The following is a 19,977-nucleotide window of genomic DNA, read 5'->3' on the forward strand; positions in this document are numbered from 1 at the left end:
TGCCCGCAACCGGCAGAACAGTCAGAGGAAGCTCTGCGGATCGACATCCACCTGCACCTGGATCGAGCGACGCTCTTTCGGGCCTCTCTCCAGGAGACTGCGCACGAAGCCCTGCATGTCGCTGCTGCGTCGTCCATGCACCAGGAGGCGGAAGCGATGACGTCCTCGGATCAGGGCGAGCGGGGCTTCGGCGGGTCCGAGGATGGTGATGCCCGGCTCGACCGGCGCGGTTTGCCGTAGCGCGCGCGCGTGGCCCTCGGCCTCGGCGCGCGTATCAGCGGAGACGATGATCGACACCAGACGGCCATAAGGCGGCAGTTGCGCCCGTTCCCGCTCGATGATCTCCCGCTCGTAGAAGGCCGTGGCATCGCCTGACACCAGTGCCTGCATCACCGGATGCTGCGGCTGGAAGGTCTGCATCAGACCAAGGCTCTTGCGACCGGTGCGCCCGGCGCGTCCCGTGACCTGAGAGAGAAGCTGGAAGGTGCGCTCGGCAGCCCGGGGATCACCGTTGGAGAGACCGATATCGGCGTCGATAATGCCAACCAGCGTCATCAGCGGAAAGTTGTGCCCCTTGGCGACGAGTTGAGTGCCGATGACGATGTCGGCTTCCCCATTGGCGATCGCCTCAAGTTCGAGACGCAGCCGCTTGACCCCGCCGAGATCGGACGACAGCACCAACGTACGCGCGTCCGGAAAATGTTTCTCGACTTCTTCCGCGATGCGTTCGACGCCGGGACCACAGGCGACGAGATGATCGAGGGTGCCGCATTCCGGGCATGCATTAGGCGTCGGCTCGTGATAGCCGCATTGGTGGCACTGAATCTGGCCCCGGAACCTGTGCTCCACCAGCCAGCTCGAACACTGCGGGCACTGGAAGCGATGACCACAGACCCGGCAGAGCGTCAGAGGCGCATAGCCGCGACGGTTGAGGAAGAGCAAGGCCTGCTCGCCCCGCTCGACCGCCTTGCCAACGGATCGCAGGAGCACCGGGGATAGGAAGCCGCCGCGCTCCGGCGGGTGCCGGCGCATGTCGATGAGATGCAGGTCCGGCATCGCCGCATCGGCGAAGCGGGTCGGCAGGTGGATGCGGTGATACCGTCCGGCGATGCAGTTGACCTGGCTCTCGACCGAGGGTGTGGCGGACACGAGAACAACCGGAAACTTGGCAATGCGGGCGCGGACCACCGCCATGTCGCGTGCGTTATAGAAGACGCGGTCTTCCTGCTTGAAGGCAGGGTCGTGCTCTTCATCGACGATGATCAGCCCCAGATTTTCAAAGGGCAGGAACAGGGCCGAGCGGGCACCGGCCACCACCCGGATTTCGCCCGTCGCTGCCTGCCGCCAGACCTTTTCGCGCGTCCGTGTCGCAAGATCCGAATGCCATTCGCCGGGTTTTGCGCCGAAACGGTCCTGGAAGCGCTCAAGGAAATTGGCGGTAAGCGCGATTTCAGGCAGCAGGATGAGCACCTGCTTGCCCTGTTTAAGCGTTTCCGCGATCGCCTCGAAATAGACCTCCGTCTTGCCAGACCCTGTTACACCATCAATCAGTGAGACGGAAAAACCACCATGGCGGATCTGCCCGCGCAACTCATCGGCCGCCTCCAACTGCGGTCCGGCCAGCCGATGTTCCGCGTAGTCGGGATCAGGCATCGCGACGATCGGCGGGGGCGGCAGGAAGACCTGCTCGAAAACGCCCTGCCTGGAGAGACCGTCGATGACGCTGGTGGAAACCCCGGTTGCGTGGGCGAGACCACTTTTCGTCCAGGCCAGGCCGTCACTGGCGAGCGCCAGCACCTTCTGCCGCGCCGGCGTCATCTTCTCCGGCTGGTAGCCGCTGTAACGAAGGCCCTCGATCATCGGTTCCGGGTCGAGCGCGGCCGGCGCGCGCAACGCCATGCGGGCGACGTAGCCGGGAGGCGAAAGCGTGTAGCTCGCCACCCAATCGAGGAAGGCGCGCATGTCCTGATCGAGCGGCGGGCAGTCGAAGACCTTGGTGATCTCGCGCAACTTCTTCGGATCAACGGTCGAACCGTCCTCGCCATCCCAGACGATGCCGACCACCTGGCGCGGCCCGAGCGGCACCTGGACGATCGCGCCCGGCTCGACGGTGACATCATCGGGCACGGCATAGCTATAGGCAGTGGGCGCCGGCATGGGCACCAGCACCGGCACGACCTTGCGGCGCGGACTGTCGAAGAGTTCGCCAAAAAGGGTGTTCGAATCGTCCTTCATCGGCGTGCAACTTGCCCCCGCCGGCCCGGAAAGGAAACACTCTTGTGATAGAACAGCCGGCCTTCGAGCGCTATCGCGACGCAGTTTCTAAGCGGGCAGACATTGCGGGATCAGGTGGAATATCTGCTCAAGGCTGTAGGCGTAATAGAGGCAGCCGGCGATGAAGATGATCCAGACGGCGATGACGCCCGCCATGCCGCCCGCACTGCGGCGTTTGAGCCTTCGCTCCCATCCGAAGCGCTCATCGGAAGAACCGTAGTACTCTTCCAGGAAGCGCAGGTAATCGCCGATCTTGAACACATGCCGCATCTGCAGGATGGAAAACAGCAGCCCCATGACTCCGAGGATGATCGGCACTTTCCAGAGCATGGAGAGTGCTTCGGTCGGAATATTCAGACAATCCGTTCCCCGACGGTCTTCGTGGAATTGGTCGCAAGCCACGCCACCATGGCCGCGGAAGCCACCGGCACGAACTGGACCATCATGAATATCTTTTCGATCGAGTTGTTGATCTCGGCTCTGAGACACCTGTATTCCTCGAAGTGAAATTCATGTTTTGGATCCATCGTCGCCCCGTTCTGTCATCAGAAGCTCTTGCCATGAGATAACAAGCAGAAAGAAGGAGCATGATAAAGTGCCAACTTCATGCAGAGCACTGCTGTTAGTGCTTCGGTAAGCAATCGCACGCCATCGTGGCCGAGTGGCACAACCTTTGAAGGCGCAAGAATTGATCCCGGCTGACGAAAGACTTCTCGGCGAGCGCGCCGCCTGGCTGGAAAGGCTTGGGGCGGAACGCCGCCTCTCCGGCAATACGCTGGAGGCTTATGAGCGCGATACCCGCCAGTTCCTGCAATTCCTGTCCGGCTACATCGGCGGCACGGTCCGTCTCGACGACGTCAAGGATCTGCGGCCAGCGGATCTGCGTGCCTTTCTCGCCTCTCGCCGGAAGGAAGGGGCCGGCGCCCGGTCGCTCGGACGCCATCTTGCGGGCCTTCGCTCCTTCCTGCGCTTCCTGGAGCGTAAGGGCCTGATCAATGCTGCCGGCGCGACGGCAGTGCGGTCTCCCAAGCAGCCGAAGTCCCTGCCCAAGCCGCTGACGGGCAGTCAGGCCGTCACAGTGGTCGACCGGAACACCCAAATGAACGAGGAACCCTGGATCGCTGCCCGCGATGCCGCCGTCCTCTCTCTTCTTTATGGCTGCGGTCTTCGCATTTCCGAAGCACTCGATCTCACCCCCACCGCCTTCAAAGCCGGTGCGACCAACCTGCGCATCACCGGCAAGGGCGGCAAGACACGGCTGGTTCCGCTTCTGCCCGTCGTCGCCGAGGCCGTCGACACCTATCGCAAGCTCTGCCCCTATCATCTGGAGGACGCCGAACCGCTCTTTCGCGGCGCGCGTGGCGGCAAGCTTCAGCCGGCGATCATTCAGCGCGAGATGCAGCGCCTGCGCTCGGCCCTCGGTCTTCCCGATTCGGCCACGCCCCATGCGCTGCGCCATTCCTTTGCTACACATTTGCTCGGAAGCGGCGGCGATCTGCGCACAATCCAAGAATTGCTGGGCCACGCCAGCCTCTCCACCACGCAGATCTATACCGGCGTCGACAGCGCCCGTCTCCTTGATGTCTACGACCGCGCTCATCCCCGCGCCTGACCCGCGTTAACCAAGATCATTAAGCGAACGTGAGGATCGGCCCCTTTATTGTCCCGTTCCACACAGGAGATGTCATGAATACGCACCGCTTCTATTCGCTGCGATCCGATCTGCCACGCCCCTCTGCGGCTGATCTGCTGCTCTGGCTCGCCGGTGCGCTGCCGCTCTTCCTGCTGGCCGCATTGGTGACCACGCTCCTTTCTCTGTCGCCGGCCCAGGCTTCCAGCGATATCGCATGCAACGGTCAGAACCTCCTGACCGTGATGGAGAAGGAAAATCCGGCAGAACTGAAGAAGATCCGCGACGAGGCGGCAAAGGTTCCGAACGGCAACGGCATTTTCTGGAAGATCGAAAAACCCGATATCGCTCCGTCCTGGCTGCTCGGCACCATGCACGTTACCGATCCCCGCGTCCTCACAATGCCATCAGGGGCACGGGAGGCGGCGGCGGCTGCCGATGCCGTTGTCATCGAATCGGACGAGATCCTCGACGAGCAGAAGGCGGGTGCGACGCTGCTGATGCATCCCGAACTGACCATGTTTACCGACGGCACCAGCATCAAGGACCATCTTAATGCTAACGATCTGAAAACGCTGGAGGCAGGTCTCAAGGAGCGGGGCCTGGCGCTCGGCGCGGTCTCACGGATGAAGCCCTGGATCCTCGCCAGCTTCGTCGCTCTGCCGGCCTGTGAAATGTCGCGCAAGGCGGCCGGCGCATCCTTCCTCGACAAGCAGATTGCAGAAGACGCCGTGGGGTCTGGCAAAAAAGTGGTGGGGCTCGAAACCATGGTCGAGCAATTGCAGGCCATGGCAGATCTGCCGGTCGATTTCCACTTTCAGGCGCTGATCGAAACCATCGCGCTGGGCGACAAGATGGAAGACGTCACCGAAACCATGACCGATCTTTATCTGGATGGCGAGATCGGCATGACCATGCCGATGCTGAAGGCCGTTGCGCCCACGCCTGAAGGCGGCGACGAAAGCGCCTATGCCGCCTTCGAGGACCGCATCGTGCGCGACCGCAACCTCGTGATGGCCAAGGGGAGCCTGCCGCTGCTGGAAAAGGGCAATGCCTTCATTGCCGTGGGGGCCCTGCACCTGCCGGGCGAAGAGGGCTTGGTCGAGCTTATCCGCAAGCAGGGCTTCACCGTCACGCGCGTCCCGGGCTGACCGCCTGGCCTCAGCCCAACCGCGCCAGCATGGTGCGGACGATGAGCTTGTGGAACGGAGTGATCGCGAGGATGTAAAATCGGCCGAACGAATTGTGCCGCTCAACAAGGGTCGTAATCGCAACTTTGCACACATGTGAACCTGCGGGCGCGACGTCGAGCACGATGCGGAAGTCCAGATGTCTGTCGTGAAAGCCGAGCACCACTTGGTCGTATCGGGCGCTGACGACAGGAAACGCGCCCACGCGCTCGCCCTGCGCTATTCCCAGTTCGGCAGACTTTAGCCCGAAGTGAGCAACGATTCGGTTGCGAAGCGCCAGGAGAAGCTGCACCCAACGAGGCGAACGTCCGAACAGCCGATGCGCGATGTCGAGCGCACTTTCGGACTGTAGGCCGATCGCAATCGCATAACGATCGGCCCAATCCGCCAATGGCAGTGCCGGATGGGGCAGCGTCATGTGTTCAAGAGATACCTTCGACATATTACGCCCCCAAGGCGGACCACCGCGGGGGCGCCGTCTTCAGCCTTTGGTCATACGCTGCGCAATCGGGGTCTTCCAGTAGAACTGGTGCACCAGCACTGCGGCAATATGAACCACGATCAGCACCCACATCAGGAGCTTCAATGGTCCGGCATGGACGAAGCCTGCGGTGTCGTTGCCGAAGTAATATTTGCCGATACCACTGAGCGGCAGGAGAATGAACAGCGCGTAGAAACTCCAATGCGCAATCTTCGCCGCGAGCCGCAGCACCGGAGGCTCCTCTGGCGGCGCGTCAGGCGCTCCACGCGTCAGGCGGACCACAAGCCGGATCAAGCCAAGACAGAGCACCGCGATGCCGACATAGGCATGGATATTGGCAGACGAGAGATCCTCGGGCGACGGCACTTCGCCCCGCTCATAGGCTTCCGTTGCCTCTTCCATGGCGTCAGAAAAGATCAGGTTGAAGAGGATGAGAAGGGCCATCGTCCAGTGCAGAGCTTTCTGGAGGATGGAATAAGACGTGGGAGCGAGCGCGGGCATGGTTTGCCTTTCGTCAATTGGGAAGGAGGCATTGCGCACGCATGATAAAGGCCGCCGCTTGGGGAGCAAGCGACGGCCTTCAATCTTACCGAAATATAATATTTGACCTATGTCAGGTCAACCGCATCACATGTGCAGCGGCTTGAAGAAGGTCGCCAGCGCCGCTTCCTTGACGGCTTCCGACATCGTCGGATGGGCGTGGCAGGTGCGACCGAGATCTTCGGACGAACCACCGAACTCCATCAGCACCGCGGCCTCATGGATCATCTCGCCGGCACCGAGCCCGATGATGTGCACGCCGAGAACACGGTCGGTGTCCTTGTCGGCGAGAACCTTGACGAAGCCCTCGGAGGCGAGCATGGCGCGGGCACGACCATTCGCCGTGAACGGGAACTTGCCGACCTTGTAGGCCACGCCTGCGGCCTTCAGCTCTTCCTCGGTCTTGCCGACAGAGGCGACTTCCGGTTGGGTGTAGACGACGCCCGGGATGACGTCATAGTTCACATGGCCATGCTGGCCGGCGAGGATTTCGGCCAGCGCCACACCCTCGTCTTCCGCCTTGTGGGCGAGCATCGGGCCCTTGACCACGTCGCCGATCGCATAAATGCCGGCGACATTGGTACGGTAGTGACCGTCGATTTCGACGCGGCCACGATTGTCGAGCGCAACGCCGGCTTCTTCGAGGCCGAGACCAGCCGTGTAGGGCTTGCGGCCGGTGGCAACGAGCACGACATCGGCTTCGAGCGTCTGGGCTTGACCGCCCTTAACCGGCTCGAACGTCACCTTCGCGCCCTCACCCGACTTCTCGACACCGGTCACCTTGGCGCCGAGGTTGAACTCGATGCCCTGCTTGGCGAGGATGCGCTGGAACTGCTTGGAGACTTCGCCGTCCATGCCGCCGAGGATCGTGTCGAGATATTCGACAACGGTCACCTTGGCACCGAGACGCGACCAGACCGAGCCGAGCTCAAGGCCGATGACGCCGCCGCCGACGACGATCATCCGGGCCGGCACCTTGTCGAGCGCGATGCCGCCGGTGGACGACACGATGATCTTCTCGTCGATCTCGACGGCAACGCCGGGAATGCCGGCAACGTCGGAGCCGGTGGCGATGACGATGTTCTTGGTTTCGAGGACCTGGACTTCACCGGCATCGTCGGTGACCTGCACCTTGCCGGCGCCGAGGATCTTGCCGGTGCCCTGGATGCCGTCGATCTTGTTCTTCTTGAACAGGAAGGCGACGCCCTCGACGTTGGACTTCACGGTCGCGTCCTTGTGCGCCATCATCTTCGGCAGGTTCAGCGTCGGTGCGCCGACGTCCACGCCGAGATCGCCCATGCCATGGGCGGCATGGTGGAAGACTTCCGAAGCATGCAGCAGGGCCTTGGACGGGATGCAGCCGATGTTGAGGCAGGTGCCGCCATAGGTCGCGCGCTTCTCGACGACTGCGACCTTGAGACCGAGCTGGGCCGCCTTGATCGCGCAGACATAGCCGCCGGGGCCCGAACCGATAACGATGACATCATAAGACATGGGATTTTCCTTCGTTTTCGGCGGTTAACGGCCGCCGCTGACATTCAAGATGGCGCCTGTGACATAGGAAGCCTGAGGGGAAAGCAGATAGAGCACGCTGTCGGCCACCTCATCGGCCGTTCCGGGCCGCTGCATCGGGACCATGGGCGCGAGATCACGGGCACGGTTGGGCAGGCCGCCGGATGCGTGGATGTCTGTGTCGATGATGCCTGGGCGGACGGCATTGACCCGGATGCCCTCGCTCGCGACCTCGCGGGAAAGCCCCACGGTAAAAGTATCGATGGCGGCCTTCGCCGCAGCATAGTCGACATACTGGCCAGAACTACCGAGCACGGCGGCCATGGACGAGATATTGACGATCACGCCACCCTGCCCGCCATGTTTCGTCGACATGCGCTTCACCGCTTCCGTGGCGCAGCGGATCTTGCCGATCACATTGACGGCGAACATGCGGTCGAGCCGCGCACGGTCGAATTCCTCGACCCGCGCGGTGACATCGACGACGCCGGCATTGTTGACCAGTGCATCCAGTCGGCCACGGCGATCGACGGCGGCAAAGATCGCGGCGATCCCTTCTTCGGTCGCCGTGTCAGCCTGCACGACGTCAGCTGCAGCGCCAGACTTCTGACACTCTGCCGCCACGGCCTCCGCAGCCGCTTTGTCGGAGCGATAATTGACCAGCAGGTCGTAACCCTGAGCAGCAGCCTTCCTGCAGACTGCAGCGCCGATACCTCGGCTGCCACCGGTCACGAGAAGGAGGGGACGGCTTGTCATGCGGCACATCCCTTGAATTCGAAGACATCCCAAGGGCTCGTTTCCAGCCCCTTGCCCGCCGACGAGGCGATGACGGACGGCCCGAAACCCGGCAGGAGCAGCGCGTCGGGTGCATCCGCACCTTCCGGCGGCAACAAATCGACATGGCCGGTCTTCGTGTCGATACCGTAGACGATACCCTTCCAGACGGTGCAGGCGGCGAGATCGGCCCCCGTCACGTCGCCCTCAGGGCAGTTATTCATCAGCATGCCGACAGGGCGTTCGATCTCCGGGTCGTACATGACGTGGCCGCTGAGTTTCAACTTGCCGATTGTCGTAGAGAAGCCATGGGTGACCGGCGTATTCTCGCCGCTTGCAGCTGCAAACACGAGTTCGACGCCGGTTTCGGCTTCCCTATAGGTGGCTTTTTCGATTCGGCAATCGGCAGCCAGGGACGCGTAGGGCAACGCGAGCGCAGCAAGCAGAACCGGTGCTCCAACCGTCGCGCCCATGCCTCACCTCAAAACGCCAGCGCGAGGAACATCAGACCGAGGCCGACCATGGAGCCGGTCCAGACGAGCGAGCGGATATAGGGAATGCCGCCCAGATAGAGAGGATAGTAGACAATGCGCCCTACGAACCAAATGATGGCGCCGGCCAAACCGAGGCCCGAGGTTTCTCCGGTGAAAAGCAGGCCCGCGGCGAGCGCCACAAAGGCCGGATAGGTTTCACGGAAGTTGGAAGACGCCCGGGCAGCACGGCCGGCGAGCTTGCCCGCCGGCTGCTTGTTGTCGTCCCGGGGTCCAGCATTCCACGCGGCGCCCAACTCTTTGGTGGCAAGCATGCCCTGAAGCAGGACATGCGCAACCAGAAGAACCACGCTCCAGGCAAGGAGCAGGACGAGCGGTGAGGCGGAAACGGATACCGGCTCCATAACGAGGTCTCCTTAGAGGTCGAGAACCAGACGTTCCGGATCCTCAAGGCTCTCCTTGACGCGAACGAGGAAGGTGACCGCTTCCTTGCCGTCGACGATGCGGTGGTCATAGGACAGAGCAAGATACATCATCGGGCGAATGACGATCTGGCCGCCGACGACAACAGGGCGCTCCTGGATCTTGTGCATGCCGAGGATGCCCGACTGCGGAGCATTCAGGATCGGCGATGACATCAGCGAGCCATAGACGCCACCATTGGAGATGGTGAAGGTGCCACCCTGCATATCGGCCATCGAGAGCTGACCGTCACGGGCAGCCTTCCCGAGGCGACCGATTTCCTTTTCGATGCCGGCGATCGACATCTGGTCGGCGTCGCGCACGATCGGCACGACAAGACCCTTGTCGGTGCCGACGGCGACGCCGATATGGCAGTAGTTCTTGTAAATGATGTCGGTGCCGTCGATTTCAGCGTTTACGGCCGGCAGTTCCTTCAGGGCGTGGGTCACGGCCTTGGTGAAGAAGCCCATGAAGCCGAGTTTCACGCCGTGCTTCTTCTCGAAGATGTCCTTGTAGCGGTTGCGCAGGTCCATCACCGCCTTCATGTCCACCTCGTTATAGGTGGTCAGCATGGCCGCCGTGTTCTGGGCATCCTTGAGGCGCTTGGCGATCGTCTGGCGCAGACGCGTCATCTTCACGCGCTCTTCGCGCGAAGCATCGTCAGCCGAAGAGGCCGGGCGCGGAGCAGCCGGAGCAGCAGCCGGCGCCGGAGCGGAAACGCCCTTGGCGATGGCGGCGAGGACGTCGCCCTTCAGCACCTGGCCACGCTTGCCGGAGCCGTCGACATCGGCAGTCGAAATGTTGTTGTCGGCAGCGAGCTTGGCAGCGGCCGGGGCAGCTGGCATGGACGAAGTGGCAGCAGGTGCGGCCGGAGCGGCGGCTGCCGGAGCAGGTGCGGCTGCGGGCGCAGGTGCTGCGGCAGGCGCCGGAGCAGCCGCACCGGCAGAACCGGCAGCGCCTTCGGCGATCTGGCCGAGCAGCGCGCCGAGACCGACGGTTTCGCCGTTCTGGGCGACGATTTCGGTCAGCACGCCCGAGGCCGGAGCCGGGACTTCGACGGTCACCTTGTCGGTTTCCAGTTCGACGAGCGGTTCGTCGGCCTTGACGGTGTCGCCGACCTTCTTGAACCAGGTGCCGACAGTGGCTTCGCTGACGGATTCGCCGAGGGTGGGTACGCGGATTTCAGTGGCCATGATCTCAATTCCGTTGGTCAGAGAAGGTTTCGGTCTGCGAGGGAAAGACTGGGCGGATCAACCGCCCAGTGCGTCCTCGAGGAAGGCTTCGAGCTGGGCGAGGTGCTTCGACATCAGGCCCGTTGCCGGCGAGGCGGCAGCCGGACGGCCGGTGTAGCGCACGCGCTGGTACTTGGCGTCGATGTGAGCGAGCACCCACTCCAGATAAGGATCGATGAAGGACCAGCCGCCCATGTTCTTCGGCTCTTCCTGGCACCAGACCATCTCTGCGTTGCGGAAGCGCGAGAGCTCGTTGATGAGCGCCTTGGCCGGGAACGGATAGAGCTGTTCGATGCGCAGCAGGTATATATCGTCGATGCCGCGCTTTTCGCGTTCTTCCAGCAGGTCGTAATAGACCTTGCCGGAGCAGAGCACGACGCGACGGATCTTTGCGTCCTTCTGCAGCTTGATCGGGCCGTCCTTGATGACCTCGGCATCGTCCCAGAGCAGCCGGTGGAAGGAGCTTTCGCCAGCCATTTCTGCAAGGCTCGACGTTGCACGCTTGTGACGCAACAGCGACTTCGGCGTCATGAGAATGAGCGGCTTGCGGAAATCTCGCTTCACCTGACGGCGCAGGATGTGGAAGTAGTTGGCCGGCGTCGTGACATTGGCGACCTGCATGTTGTCTTCCGCGCAGAGCTGCAGGAAGCGCTCAAGGCGTGCCGACGAGTGTTCCGGCCCTTGCCCTTCGTAGCCGTGCGGCAGCAGGCAGACGAGACCGGACATGCGCAACCACTTGCGTTCGCCCGACGAGATAAACTGGTCGAAAACGACCTGCGCACCATTGGCGAAGTCGCCGAACTGGGCTTCCCAGAGGGTCAACGCGTTCGGACGGGCCAGCGAGTAGCCGTATTCGAAGCCAAGAACGGCCTCTTCCGACAGCATCGAATTGATGACTTCGTAACGGGCCTGGTTCGGCGCCAGGTTGGCGAGCGGGATGTAGCGCTCTTCGGTTTCCTGATCGTATAGAACCGAGTGGCGCTGCGAGAACGTGCCGCGCTCGCAATCCTGACCGGACAGGCGGATCTTGTGACCTTCGACGCAGAGCGAACCGAAGGCGAGCGCTTCACCCATGGCCCAGTCGATGCCTTCGCCGGTCTCGATCATCTGCGCCCGGTTTTCCATGAAGCGCTGGATCGTGCGGTGAGCCTTGAAGCCTTCGGGAATGGTCGACAGCTTGCGACCGATTTCCTTCAACTGCTTCATCGGCATGGCGGTCTTGCCGCGACGCTGCTCATCGGCATTATCGGCGGTTCTGAGACCCGACCAGGCACCATCGAGCCAGTCGGCCTTGTTCGGCTTGTAGCTCTGGCCGGCTTCGAATTCCTGTTCGAGATGAGCGCGCCAGTCGGCCTTCATCTTTTCCAGTTCACCTTCGGTGATCAGGCCTTCCGCGATCAGACGTTCGCCGTAGATCTGCACGACCGTCTTGTGGGCGCGGATCTCCTTGTACATCTTCGGTTGGGTGAAGCTGGGCTCGTCGCCTTCGTTGTGACCGAAGCGGCGATAGCAGAACATGTCGACGACGACAGGCTTGTGGAACTTCATGCGGAATTCGGTTGCAACCTTGGCCGCATAGACGACCGCTTCCGGGTCATCGCCGTTCACATGGAAGATTGGCGCTTCGATCATCTTCGCGACGTCGGACGGATAGGGCGACGAGCGCGAGAAGGCCGGATTCGTCGTGAAGCCGATCTGGTTGTTGATGATGACGTGCAGCGTGCCGGCAACGCGGTGACCGCGCAGGCCAGAAAGGCCGAGGATTTCGGCCGTAACACCCTGGCCGGCAAAGGCCGCATCACCATGCAGCAGCAGCGGCAGAACCTTGGCGCGCTCCTTGAGCGGGATGACGTCGCCGTCCCAAACCTTGGCGAGCTGGTCCTGCTTGGCACGGGCCTTGCCCATGACGACAGGGTTGACGATTTCCAGATGCGACGGGTTCGCTGTCAGCGACAGGTGCACCTTGTTGCCGTCGAACTCGCGGTCAGAGGAAGCGCCGAGATGGTACTTCACGTCACCGGAGCCTTCGACCTCGTCGGGCTTGAAAGAACCACCCTTGAACTCGTGGAAAACTGCGCGATGCGGCTTGTGCATGACGTTGGTCAAAACGTTCAGACGACCGCGATGGGCCATGCCGAGAACAACTTCTTCCAGACCGTCCTGGCCGCCGCGCTTGATGATCTGTTCGAGCGCCGGGATCAGCGATTCACCGCCGTCGAGGCCGAAGCGCTTGGTGCCCTTGTACTTGACGTCGATGAATTGCTCGAAGCCTTCGGCCTCGATCAGCTTCTGCAGGATCGCCTTCTTGCCGTTCGGCGTGAATTCGACACCCTTGCCAGGACCTTCGATACGCTCCTGGATCCAGGCCTTTTCTTCCGGATTGGAGATATGCATGAACTCGACGCCGAGCGTCGAGCAATAGGTCCGCTGCAGGATGTCGAGCATCTGCGGGATCGTGGCATATTCCAGACCCAGCACGTTATCGATGAAAATCTTACGGCTGTAATCGGCTTCGGTGAAGCCGTAATTGCTCGGCGAAAGCTCGTTATAGTCTTCGACCGGAGCGGCCAGACCGAGCGGATCGAGCTTGGCATGCAGGTGACCACGCATGCGGTAGGCACGGATCATCATGATGGCGCGCACGCTGTCGCGCGTTGCCTGAAGCACTTCGGCTTCCGAAACCGGCTTGCCAGTTGACGCAGCGGTCGCCTCGACCTTGGCCTGCACCTTCTTTTCGATGACCTTCTCGACCACGCCCCAATTGCCGTCGAGCGCATTGACCAGATCGCCGCCCTCGGCGATCGGCCAGTTCTTGCGCTGCCAGGAGGCGCCCTTGGCGGCCTTCTTCACGTCGGTCGGATTGTCGGCTAGTGCCTTGAAGAAGGCCCGCCATTCGTCGGACACCGACGAGGGATCGTCTTCGTAACGTGCGTAAAGCTGTTCGATATAGGCCGCATTCTGTCCGTCGAGGAACGACGTGACCAGGAACTGCTCGTTGGCTTCTTGCCTACCCATGGTGTTTCGCGAGCGCTTCGGCCCGCCTCCCGACTAGAATTGATGGCCGGATGCCCGGCCTGCCGCTCACGATCGCCTCGAATGCGAATCGCCTAATAGATGCGAAATCCAGGCGTAGGATTGATCCATCAACCCTTCGCCTGGCTTGATTTTGGTCAGGTCTCAGCCCTTGAGGACTTCGACCAGGGTCTTGCCCAGACGTGCCGGCGAAGGCGAAACCTTGATGCCGGCGGCTTCCATGGCAGCGATCTTCGATTCCGCATCGCCCTTGCCACCCGACACGACGGCACCGGCATGGCCCATGGTGCGGCCCTTCGGGGCGGTACGACCGGCGATGAATCCGGCCATCGGCTTCTTGCGGCCCTTCTTGGCTTCATCGATCAGGAACTGGGCTGCATCTTCTTCAGCCGATCCGCCGATTTCGCCGATCATGATGATCGAGGTCGTGGCCGGGTCGGCCAGGAACATCTCGAGCACGTCGATGAATTCGGTACCCTTGACCGGGTCGCCACCGATGCCGACGGCGGTCGTCTGGCCGAGACCTTCGTTCGATGTCTGGAACACGGCTTCATAGGTAAGTGTTCCCGAGCGCGATACAATGCCGACCGAACCCTTGCGGAAGATCGAGCCCGGCATGATGCCGATCTTGCATTCTTCCGGCGTCAGGATGCCCGGGCAGTTGGGGCCCAGCAGACGCGACTTGGACTTGTCGAGCTTGGCCTTGACCCGCACCATGTCCATGACCGGGATACCCTCGGTGATGCAGGTGATGAACGGGATCTCGGCGTCGATCGCTTCGATGATGGCGTCGGCTGCACCGGCCGGCGGAACATAGATCACGGATGCGTCGGCACCGGTCTTTTCCTTGGCTTCGGCAACGGTCGCGAAGATCGGCAGGGTTTCACCCTTGGAGCCGGTCCAGTTTTCGCCACCCTTCTTCGGATGGATACCGCCGACCATCTGCGTGCCGTAATAGGCGAGCGCCTGTTCGGTGTGGAAGGTTCCGGTCTTGCCGGTCAGGCCCTGAACGAGGACCTTGGTGTTCTTATTCACGAGAATGGACATTCTTTGATCCCGATCTCTACCGTGAGCTCTTGCGTCGTTTCATCCATAGAATGGCGACGCAGCAAATTATGACGATGCCGACAGCGGCGAAGGGGGAAAGCGGCACGCACAATGTGAACGCTGCCGGTGATGCATCCTCGTCGAACGCTTCACAAAACTTTTCCTCTTCCTGCCACCAAAACCAGCAGGCAATGAGAGCCAGCACCGCAAATGCGATGATGGCTCTCGTATTCATCAGCCGTTGATCGCCGCGACGATCTTCTTGGCAGCGTCGTCCAGATCGTCGGCTGCGGTGATCGCGAGGCCGGATTCGTTCAGGATCTTCTTGCCAAGTTCGACATTGGTGCCTTCGAGACGAACGACGAGCGGAACCTTGAGGCCGACTTCCTGCACGGCGGCGACAACGCCTTCCGCAATCACGTCGCACTTCATGATGCCGCCGAAGATGTTGACGAGGATGCCCTCGACCTTCGGGTCAGCCGTGATGATCTTGAAGGCAGCCGCGACCTTCTCCTTGCCGGCACCACCGCCGACGTCGCAGAAGTTTGCCGGCTCCTTGCCGTAGAGCTTGATGATGTCCATCGTCGCCATGGCGAGACCGGCACCGTTGACCATGCAGCCGATATTGCCGTCGAGGGCAACGTAAGCGAGGTCCCACTTCGAGGCTTCGATTTCCTTCGAGTCTTCTTCCGTCTCGTCGCGGAGCGCGCGAACGTCGTCGTGGCGGAACAGTGCATTGCCGTCGAACGAGACCTTGGCGTCGAGAACGCGCAGGTGACCGTCCTGCATGACGATCAGCGGGTTGATCTCGAGCAGGGCCATGTCCTTTTCGGCGAAGGCCTTGTAAAGGATCGGGAAGAGCGACTTGGCATCTTCCGCAGCAGCGCCGGTCAGTTCCAGCGCAGCCGTGATCTTGGCAACGTCGGCGGCCGTGACGCCAGCCTGCGGATCGATGGCGATCGTGTGAATCTTCTCGGGCGTGTCGTGGGCCACGGCTTCGATGTCCATGCCGCCTTCGGTCGAAACGACGAAGGCAACCTGGCCGACCGAGCGGTCGACGAGCAGCGAGCAATAGAGTTCGCGGGCGATGTCGGCGCCGTCTTCGATGTAGAGACGGTTGACCTGCTTTCCGGCTTCACCAGTCTGAGCCGTCACCAGCGTGTTGCCGAGCATGTCCTTGGCATGCGCCACGACTTCCTCGATCGACTTCGCCAGGCGAACTCCGCCCTTGGCGTCCGGGCCAAGTTCCTTGAACTTGCCCTTGCCGCGACCGCCGGCATGGATCTGGCTCTTGACCACGTAGAGCGGGCCGGGAAGCTGCTTGGCTGCAGCTTCGGCTTCTTCGACCTTGAGGATCGCCACACCCTTTGCGACCGGGGCGCCAAACTCCTTCAGGAGGGCCTTGGCCTGGTATTCGTGAATGTTCATCGTCGTGTCCCTATTCTGGGCCTATGGCGCTTACTTGAGAGCCGGGGCGATATTGATGCAGGCTTCGCAGAGACCAGCGACCGCGCCGACAGACTTCTGGAAGGCTTCTTCCTCGGCCTTGTTCAGGTCGATCTCGATGATGCGCTCAACACCGCCTTCACCGATGACGACGGGTACGCCGACATACATGTCCTTCACGCCGTACTGGCCGGTGAGGTAGGCAGCGCAGGGCAGAACGCGCTTCTTGTCCTTGAGGTAGGACTCGGCCATCTCGATGGCGGAAGCAGCAGGCGCATAGTAGGCGGAACCGGTCTTGAGCAGGCCAACGATTTCAGCGCCGCCGTCACGGGTGCGCTGGATGATTTCTTCCAGGCGCTCCTTGGTGACCCAGCCCATCTTGACGAGGTCGGTCAGCGGAATGCCGGCAACGGTCGAGTAACGGGCGAGCGGCACCATGGTGTCGCCGTGACCGCCGAGGACGAAGGCGGTGACGTCTTCCACCGACACGTTGAACTCAGCCGAGAGGAAGTGGCGGAAGCGGGCCGAGTCGAGAACACCGGCCATGCCGACGACCTTGTTTGCCGGAAGGCCGGAGAACTTCTGCAGGGCCCAGACCATCGCGTCGAGCGGGTTGGTGATGCAGATGACGAAGGCGTTCGGGGCATACTTCTTGATGCCGGCGCCGACCTGTTCCATGACCTTGAGGTTGATGCCGAGCAGGTCGTCGCGGCTCATGCCCGGCTTGCGGGCAACGCCGGCGGTGACGATGCAGACGTCGGCGCCTTCGATGGCGGCATAATCGCTCGCGCCAGACAGCTTGGCATTGAAACCTTCGACCGGACCGGACTGGGCGATATCGAGACCCTTGCCCTGCGGGATGCCGTCAGCAATGTCGAACAGGACGATATCGCCGAGTTCCTTCAGACTGGCGAGATGCGCCAGCGTTCCACCAATCATACCAGAACCGATAAGAGCGATCTTTTTGCGCGCCATTGCAGAGCTTCCTTTTAGATCCAAAACCAAGGTCGAGACGAAGTGTTAGCCTGTCCTTGTGGACAGACCGAATAGACCCAACCTGATAGAATCGCAATCGATAATTTTCAGTGTATGAATTTCAATCGGTTAGAAGACAAAATTCTTACGTAAAGGTAAGAATCTTCGTCACATGCTCGTCATGTTTTCGCGCGGACTTCTTCATGGTCGGCGAGATAGTTGGTGCTTCGCATCTCAAAAAGGCGCGAAACGGTCCGATCAAACTCGAAACCTTCAGTGCCTTTCTTTGCTGTCAGGAGCTCCTCGGGCATGGCGACGGCCGACGCGAAGAGGCGCACCCGCGCATCGTAGAGCGCATCGATCAGGATGATGAAACGCTTCGTCTCGTTGCGCTTTTCCGGACCAAGATGCGGGATGTTCTCGACGAAGACGACATCGAAGCGTTCGGCAATGGCGAGGTAATCGGAGGCGCCCAGCGGACGCGCGCAGAGTTCGTCGAAGGTGAAGCGTGCATGGCGCCCGGAAGCCCTTGATATCTCGACCACCCGGCCCTTCATTTCGATTGTCGCGGGGACTTCAGGCTTTCCGCCGGTAATATGGGTCCAGGCACGATCCATTTGGGCCGACGCCTCTTGTGAAAGGGGCGCCACATAGACGGGCAAGCTTTCCAGCTTCTCAAGGCGGTAGTCCGTCGGCGAATCGAGAGAGGCGACCTCAACATACTGTTGCAGAAGCCCGACGAAGGGCAGGAACAGGCTGCGGTTCAGCCCGTCGCGATAGAGGTTGTCCGGCTCAACATTCGAGGTGGCGACAAGGATACAGCCGCGCGCGAAGAGTTCGGTAAAGAGCCTGGCAAGGATCATTGCATCGGCGATGTCCGTGACGGTAAATTCGTCGAAGCACAGAAGCTGCGCTTCGTCGCGCAGCGCTGCCGCCACCGGCGGCACGGGATCCGCCTGCTTCGTTTCGCCGGCCTTCAGTTTCTGGCGATGCGCGTGGATGCGGCCATGCACGTCCGCCATGAATTCGTGAAAATGGGCTCGCCGCTTCTTCTCGATCGGCGCCAGCTTGAAGAACAGGTCCATCAGCATGGTTTTGCCCCGGCCCACACTGCCATGGACATAAAGGCCCATAATGGGTGTCTGCGGCTTGCGACGCTGGGCGAACATCCAGCCCAGCGCGCTGGATTTGGACGCCGGCTTGCGGGCCTTGAGCTCGGTCAGGATCCGGTCGAGCTTTCGCGCCACCTGCAATTGAGCCGCATCCGGCTGCAGGGTTCCCGCCTCCGTCATCGCGCGCAATTGTTCGACGACGCTGAGCGCATAATCAGGAATGGGCTGCATGGGATAGATCCTTGGTGACGGCCATGTGGCCGTCACAGGATGGAGGATGGGATCAGCGGCTCAGGCTTACCGGCTGGCCAGATCCGGTGCTACCGTCAAAACGGGCATCTGCAGTCTTGTAAAGGCTGCCGATCGTATTGCCGTTACGATCCTTGAGCACAACCTGCTTGCCGGCCACTTCCCAGGAACCCATCGCCGTCAACTCTCCCGAGCAACCACGGGTCCCGCCACGCGAGCCACTGCCGAGGTTTGTGAGCGTCAGGAACATATCGCAGCTGACGCCGGCGCTCTGAACTCGCCAGTTACCGACCATGGATTCTTTCGTCACGTCCAGCGCGGTACCTGGTGCGGCTGCCATACCGCCTGCGGCGGCCGTATTGGCCGGGGCTGCCGGGAACTGTCCAGGAGTGGCGCCGCCGGGAGGTGGCAACTGGCCAGACTGTACGGAAGGAACCGGTTGTGCCTGGAGAGGTGGCAGAGCGCTGTTGCCATTGTCCACGCTGTTATAGGACGTTCTCTGACAGCCTGCGAGTGCCAGAAGAATGGCGACTCCGGTGACCGCATGGAAAGACTTCATTATGACACTCCCGCTCTTGCGACTCGCGCCGCAACCTGCCGTACAACTGGGTTAGAAATATGTTACGCCGATATGGTTAATCAAGTTCCATGTCTCCCGCGATCTATAGCTGGCACTATACGGACAAACTAAGGCCGCCCGAAACTGGTTCCGGGCGGCCTCGCAATGTCGTGATCGCCGGTTAGCTGCGGCGCTCGACCATCATCTTCTTGATTTCGGCAATGGCCTTCGCCGGGTTCAACCCCTTCGGGCAGGCCTGAGCGCAGTTCATGATCGTGTGGCAGCGATAAAGGCGGAAAGGATCCTCGAGGTTGTCGAGGCGCTCGCCGGTCGCTTCATCTCTTGAGTCAATCAGCCAGCGATAGGCCTGCAGCAGGACGGCCGGACCGAGATAGCGATCGCCGTTCCACCAGTAGCTCGGACAGGAGGTCGAGCAGCAGGCGCAGAGAATGCACTCGTAGAGACCGTCGAGTTTCTGGCGGTCGTCATGGCTCTGCTTCCACTCCTTGGCGGGCGGGGGCGAGACCGTCTTCAGCCAGGGTTCGATCGAGCGATGCTGGGCGTAGAAGTTGCTGAGATCCGGAACGAGATCCTTGACCACAGGCATATGCGGCAGCGGATAGACCTTCACCGTGCCGTTGATGTCATCCATGCCCTTGGTACAGGCGAGCGTGTTGGTCCCGTCGATGTTCATCGCGCAGGAACCGCAGATGCCTTCACGGCAGGAACGGCGCAAAGTCAGTGTCGGGTCGATATTGTTCTTGATGTAGAGAAGGCCATCGAGAACCATCGGGCCGCAATCATCGACATCGATGTAATAGGTATCGATCCGCGGATTGGCGCCATCGTCGGGGTTCCAACGATAGATCCGATATTCGCGAACGTTCTTCGCATCAGCCGGCTTCGGCCAGACCTTGCCTTCTGTGACCTGGGAATTCTTGGGGAGAGCGAGTTCTACCATGATGAGTTC

The 19,977-nt window shown here is 61.4% G+C and carries 20 protein-coding genes; 2 read left to right on the forward strand and 18 right to left on the reverse strand.

Going from position 1 to position 19,977, the window contains the following annotated elements; genetic code table 11:
• Positions 1 to 21: 21 nt before the first annotated feature.
• The 3 genes from FJQ55_RS15560 to FJQ55_RS23350 all read right to left on the reverse strand — a co-directional run bounded on the left by FJQ55_RS15560 (position 22) and on the right by FJQ55_RS23350 (position 2,801).
• Positions 22 to 2,235 carry a primosomal protein N' gene (locus FJQ55_RS15560; protein ID WP_140829567.1) on the reverse strand — a complete coding sequence of 738 codons (2,214 nt, stop codon included), beginning with the start codon at positions 2,233 to 2,235 and terminating at the stop codon, positions 22 to 24.
• An 87-nt stretch (positions 2,236 to 2,322) separates the two neighbouring features.
• A complete protein-coding gene (locus FJQ55_RS15565) occupies positions 2,323 to 2,604 on the reverse strand; it encodes a hypothetical protein (RefSeq protein ID WP_140829568.1) in 282 nt (93 codons plus the stop codon).
• 23 nt (positions 2,605 to 2,627) lie between these two features.
• Complete coding sequence (locus FJQ55_RS23350) at positions 2,628 to 2,801, reverse strand: hypothetical protein (RefSeq protein WP_161596993.1); 174 nt, start codon at positions 2,799 to 2,801, stop codon at positions 2,628 to 2,630.
• 161 nt (positions 2,802 to 2,962) lie between these two features.
• On the opposite strand from FJQ55_RS23350, the gene FJQ55_RS15570 reads away from it, so the two are divergent.
• Together FJQ55_RS15570 and FJQ55_RS15575 are read left to right on the forward strand one after the other, a co-directional pair.
• Positions 2,963 to 3,886, forward strand: coding sequence for a tyrosine recombinase XerC (locus FJQ55_RS15570; RefSeq protein ID WP_140829569.1), 924 nt, complete (start codon positions 2,963 to 2,965; stop codon positions 3,884 to 3,886).
• A 74-nt stretch (positions 3,887 to 3,960) separates the two neighbouring features.
• Positions 3,961 to 5,055: a TraB/GumN family protein gene (locus FJQ55_RS15575; RefSeq protein WP_140829571.1), complete on the forward strand. Its 1,095-nt coding sequence runs from the start codon at positions 3,961 to 3,963 to the stop codon at positions 5,053 to 5,055.
• A gap of 10 nt (positions 5,056 to 5,065) precedes the next feature.
• Here FJQ55_RS15575 and FJQ55_RS15580 read toward each other — a convergent pair whose 3' ends face one another.
• The 15 genes from FJQ55_RS15580 to FJQ55_RS15650 form a co-directional block, all read right to left on the reverse strand.
• Positions 5,066 to 5,536, reverse strand: coding sequence for a DUF2867 domain-containing protein (locus FJQ55_RS15580; protein ID WP_140829572.1), 471 nt, complete (start codon positions 5,534 to 5,536; stop codon positions 5,066 to 5,068).
• Between the two features lie 39 nt (positions 5,537 to 5,575).
• Complete coding sequence (locus FJQ55_RS15585) at positions 5,576 to 6,076, reverse strand: cytochrome b (RefSeq protein WP_140829573.1); 501 nt, start codon at positions 6,074 to 6,076, stop codon at positions 5,576 to 5,578.
• Positions 6,077 to 6,202: 126 nt separating this feature from the next.
• Positions 6,203 to 7,609, reverse strand: coding sequence for a dihydrolipoyl dehydrogenase (gene lpdA, locus FJQ55_RS15590; RefSeq protein WP_140829575.1), 1,407 nt, complete (start codon positions 7,607 to 7,609; stop codon positions 6,203 to 6,205).
• Positions 7,610 to 7,633: 24 nt separating this feature from the next.
• Positions 7,634 to 8,383, reverse strand: coding sequence for an SDR family oxidoreductase (locus FJQ55_RS15595; RefSeq protein WP_140829576.1), 750 nt, complete (start codon positions 8,381 to 8,383; stop codon positions 7,634 to 7,636).
• Entirely contained in the window at positions 8,380 to 8,874 is a 495-nt protein-coding gene (locus FJQ55_RS15600) for a hypothetical protein (protein ID WP_140829577.1), read from the reverse strand. Before FJQ55_RS15600 ends, FJQ55_RS15595 begins: the two co-directional genes overlap by 4 nt.
• Before the next feature lie 8 nt (positions 8,875 to 8,882).
• Positions 8,883 to 9,296, reverse strand: coding sequence for an MAPEG family protein (locus tag FJQ55_RS15605; protein ID WP_140829579.1), 414 nt, complete (start codon positions 9,294 to 9,296; stop codon positions 8,883 to 8,885).
• A 12-nt stretch (positions 9,297 to 9,308) separates the two neighbouring features.
• Positions 9,309 to 10,547: a 2-oxoglutarate dehydrogenase complex dihydrolipoyllysine-residue succinyltransferase gene (gene odhB, locus FJQ55_RS15610; protein ID WP_140829580.1), complete on the reverse strand. Its 1,239-nt coding sequence runs from the start codon at positions 10,545 to 10,547 to the stop codon at positions 9,309 to 9,311.
• A gap of 57 nt (positions 10,548 to 10,604) precedes the next feature.
• Positions 10,605 to 13,601 carry a 2-oxoglutarate dehydrogenase E1 component gene (locus tag FJQ55_RS15615; protein ID WP_140829582.1) on the reverse strand — a complete coding sequence of 999 codons (2,997 nt, stop codon included), beginning with the start codon at positions 13,599 to 13,601 and terminating at the stop codon, positions 10,605 to 10,607.
• 162 nt (positions 13,602 to 13,763) lie between these two features.
• The gene (sucD, locus tag FJQ55_RS15620) at positions 13,764 to 14,666 is read right to left on the reverse strand and encodes a succinate--CoA ligase subunit alpha (RefSeq protein WP_113379200.1); all 903 of its coding nucleotides are present in this window, start codon (positions 14,664 to 14,666) and stop codon (positions 13,764 to 13,766) included.
• Positions 14,667 to 14,682: 16 nt separating this feature from the next.
• Positions 14,683 to 14,901, reverse strand: coding sequence for a hypothetical protein (locus FJQ55_RS15625; RefSeq protein ID WP_140829584.1), 219 nt, complete (start codon positions 14,899 to 14,901; stop codon positions 14,683 to 14,685).
• Complete coding sequence (gene sucC / locus FJQ55_RS15630; RefSeq protein WP_140829586.1) at positions 14,901 to 16,094, reverse strand: ADP-forming succinate--CoA ligase subunit beta; 1,194 nt, start codon at positions 16,092 to 16,094, stop codon at positions 14,901 to 14,903. Before sucC ends, FJQ55_RS15625 begins: the two co-directional genes overlap by 1 nt.
• Positions 16,095 to 16,124: 30 nt before the next feature.
• Entirely contained in the window at positions 16,125 to 17,087 is a 963-nt protein-coding gene (gene mdh / locus FJQ55_RS15635; RefSeq protein WP_113379197.1) for a malate dehydrogenase, read from the reverse strand.
• 179 nt (positions 17,088 to 17,266) lie between these two features.
• Positions 17,267 to 18,430 carry a cell division protein ZapE gene (zapE, locus tag FJQ55_RS15640; protein ID WP_140829587.1) on the reverse strand — a complete coding sequence of 388 codons (1,164 nt, stop codon included), beginning with the start codon at positions 18,428 to 18,430 and terminating at the stop codon, positions 17,267 to 17,269.
• A 52-nt stretch (positions 18,431 to 18,482) separates the two neighbouring features.
• Positions 18,483 to 19,007, reverse strand: coding sequence for a protease inhibitor Inh/omp19 family protein (locus FJQ55_RS15645; protein ID WP_140829588.1), 525 nt, complete (start codon positions 19,005 to 19,007; stop codon positions 18,483 to 18,485).
• Between the two features lie 181 nt (positions 19,008 to 19,188).
• Positions 19,189 to 19,968 (reverse strand): succinate dehydrogenase iron-sulfur subunit, encoded by a 780-nt coding sequence (locus FJQ55_RS15650; protein ID WP_062282273.1) that lies wholly within the window; start codon positions 19,966 to 19,968, stop codon positions 19,189 to 19,191.
• Positions 19,969 to 19,977 lie beyond the last annotated feature (9 nt).

It is taken from the genome of Rhizobium glycinendophyticum, assembly GCF_006443685.1.
Classification (GTDB): domain Bacteria; phylum Pseudomonadota; class Alphaproteobacteria; order Rhizobiales; family Rhizobiaceae; genus Allorhizobium; species Allorhizobium glycinendophyticum.

What these genes read in the sequence shown, in the direction of transcription:
- FJQ55_RS15625 (WP_140829584.1), bottom strand. Translation starts at nt 14,901, where the DNA reads ATGAATACGAGAGCCATCATCGCATTTGCGGTGCTGGCTCTCATTGCC.
- lpdA (WP_140829575.1), bottom strand. Translation starts at nt 7,609, where the DNA reads ATGTCTTATGATGTCATCGTTATCGGTTCGGGCCCCGGCGGCTATGTC.
- FJQ55_RS23350 (WP_161596993.1), bottom strand. Translation starts at nt 2,801, where the DNA reads ATGGATCCAAAACATGAATTTCACTTCGAGGAATACAGGTGTCTCAGA.
- sucC (WP_140829586.1), bottom strand. Translation starts at nt 16,094, where the DNA reads ATGAACATTCACGAATACCAGGCCAAGGCCCTCCTGAAGGAGTTTGGC.
- FJQ55_RS15605 (WP_140829579.1), bottom strand. Translation starts at nt 9,296, where the DNA reads ATGGAGCCGGTATCCGTTTCCGCCTCACCGCTCGTCCTGCTCCTTGCC.
- mdh (WP_113379197.1), bottom strand. Translation starts at nt 17,087, where the DNA reads ATGGCGCGCAAAAAGATCGCTCTTATCGGTTCTGGTATGATTGGTGGA.
- FJQ55_RS15585 (WP_140829573.1), bottom strand. Translation starts at nt 6,076, where the DNA reads ATGCCCGCGCTCGCTCCCACGTCTTATTCCATCCTCCAGAAAGCTCTG.
- FJQ55_RS15580 (WP_140829572.1), bottom strand. Translation starts at nt 5,536, where the DNA reads ATGTCGAAGGTATCTCTTGAACACATGACGCTGCCCCATCCGGCACTG.
- FJQ55_RS15650 (WP_062282273.1), bottom strand. Translation starts at nt 19,968, where the DNA reads ATGGTAGAACTCGCTCTCCCCAAGAATTCCCAGGTCACAGAAGGCAAG.
- sucD (WP_113379200.1), bottom strand. Translation starts at nt 14,666, where the DNA reads ATGTCCATTCTCGTGAATAAGAACACCAAGGTCCTCGTTCAGGGCCTG.
- FJQ55_RS15575 (WP_140829571.1), top strand. Translation starts at nt 3,961, where the DNA reads ATGAATACGCACCGCTTCTATTCGCTGCGATCCGATCTGCCACGCCCC.
- odhB (WP_140829580.1), bottom strand. Translation starts at nt 10,547, where the DNA reads ATGGCCACTGAAATCCGCGTACCCACCCTCGGCGAATCCGTCAGCGAA.
- FJQ55_RS15615 (WP_140829582.1), bottom strand. Translation starts at nt 13,601, where the DNA reads ATGGGTAGGCAAGAAGCCAACGAGCAGTTCCTGGTCACGTCGTTCCTC.
- FJQ55_RS15565 (WP_140829568.1), bottom strand. Translation starts at nt 2,604, where the DNA reads ATGCTCTGGAAAGTGCCGATCATCCTCGGAGTCATGGGGCTGCTGTTT.
- FJQ55_RS15645 (WP_140829588.1), bottom strand. Translation starts at nt 19,007, where the DNA reads ATGAAGTCTTTCCATGCGGTCACCGGAGTCGCCATTCTTCTGGCACTC.
- FJQ55_RS15560 (WP_140829567.1), bottom strand. Translation starts at nt 2,235, where the DNA reads ATGAAGGACGATTCGAACACCCTTTTTGGCGAACTCTTCGACAGTCCG.
- zapE (WP_140829587.1), bottom strand. Translation starts at nt 18,430, where the DNA reads ATGCAGCCCATTCCTGATTATGCGCTCAGCGTCGTCGAACAATTGCGC.
- FJQ55_RS15595 (WP_140829576.1), bottom strand. Translation starts at nt 8,383, where the DNA reads ATGACAAGCCGTCCCCTCCTTCTCGTGACCGGTGGCAGCCGAGGTATC.
- FJQ55_RS15600 (WP_140829577.1), bottom strand. Translation starts at nt 8,874, where the DNA reads ATGGGCGCGACGGTTGGAGCACCGGTTCTGCTTGCTGCGCTCGCGTTG.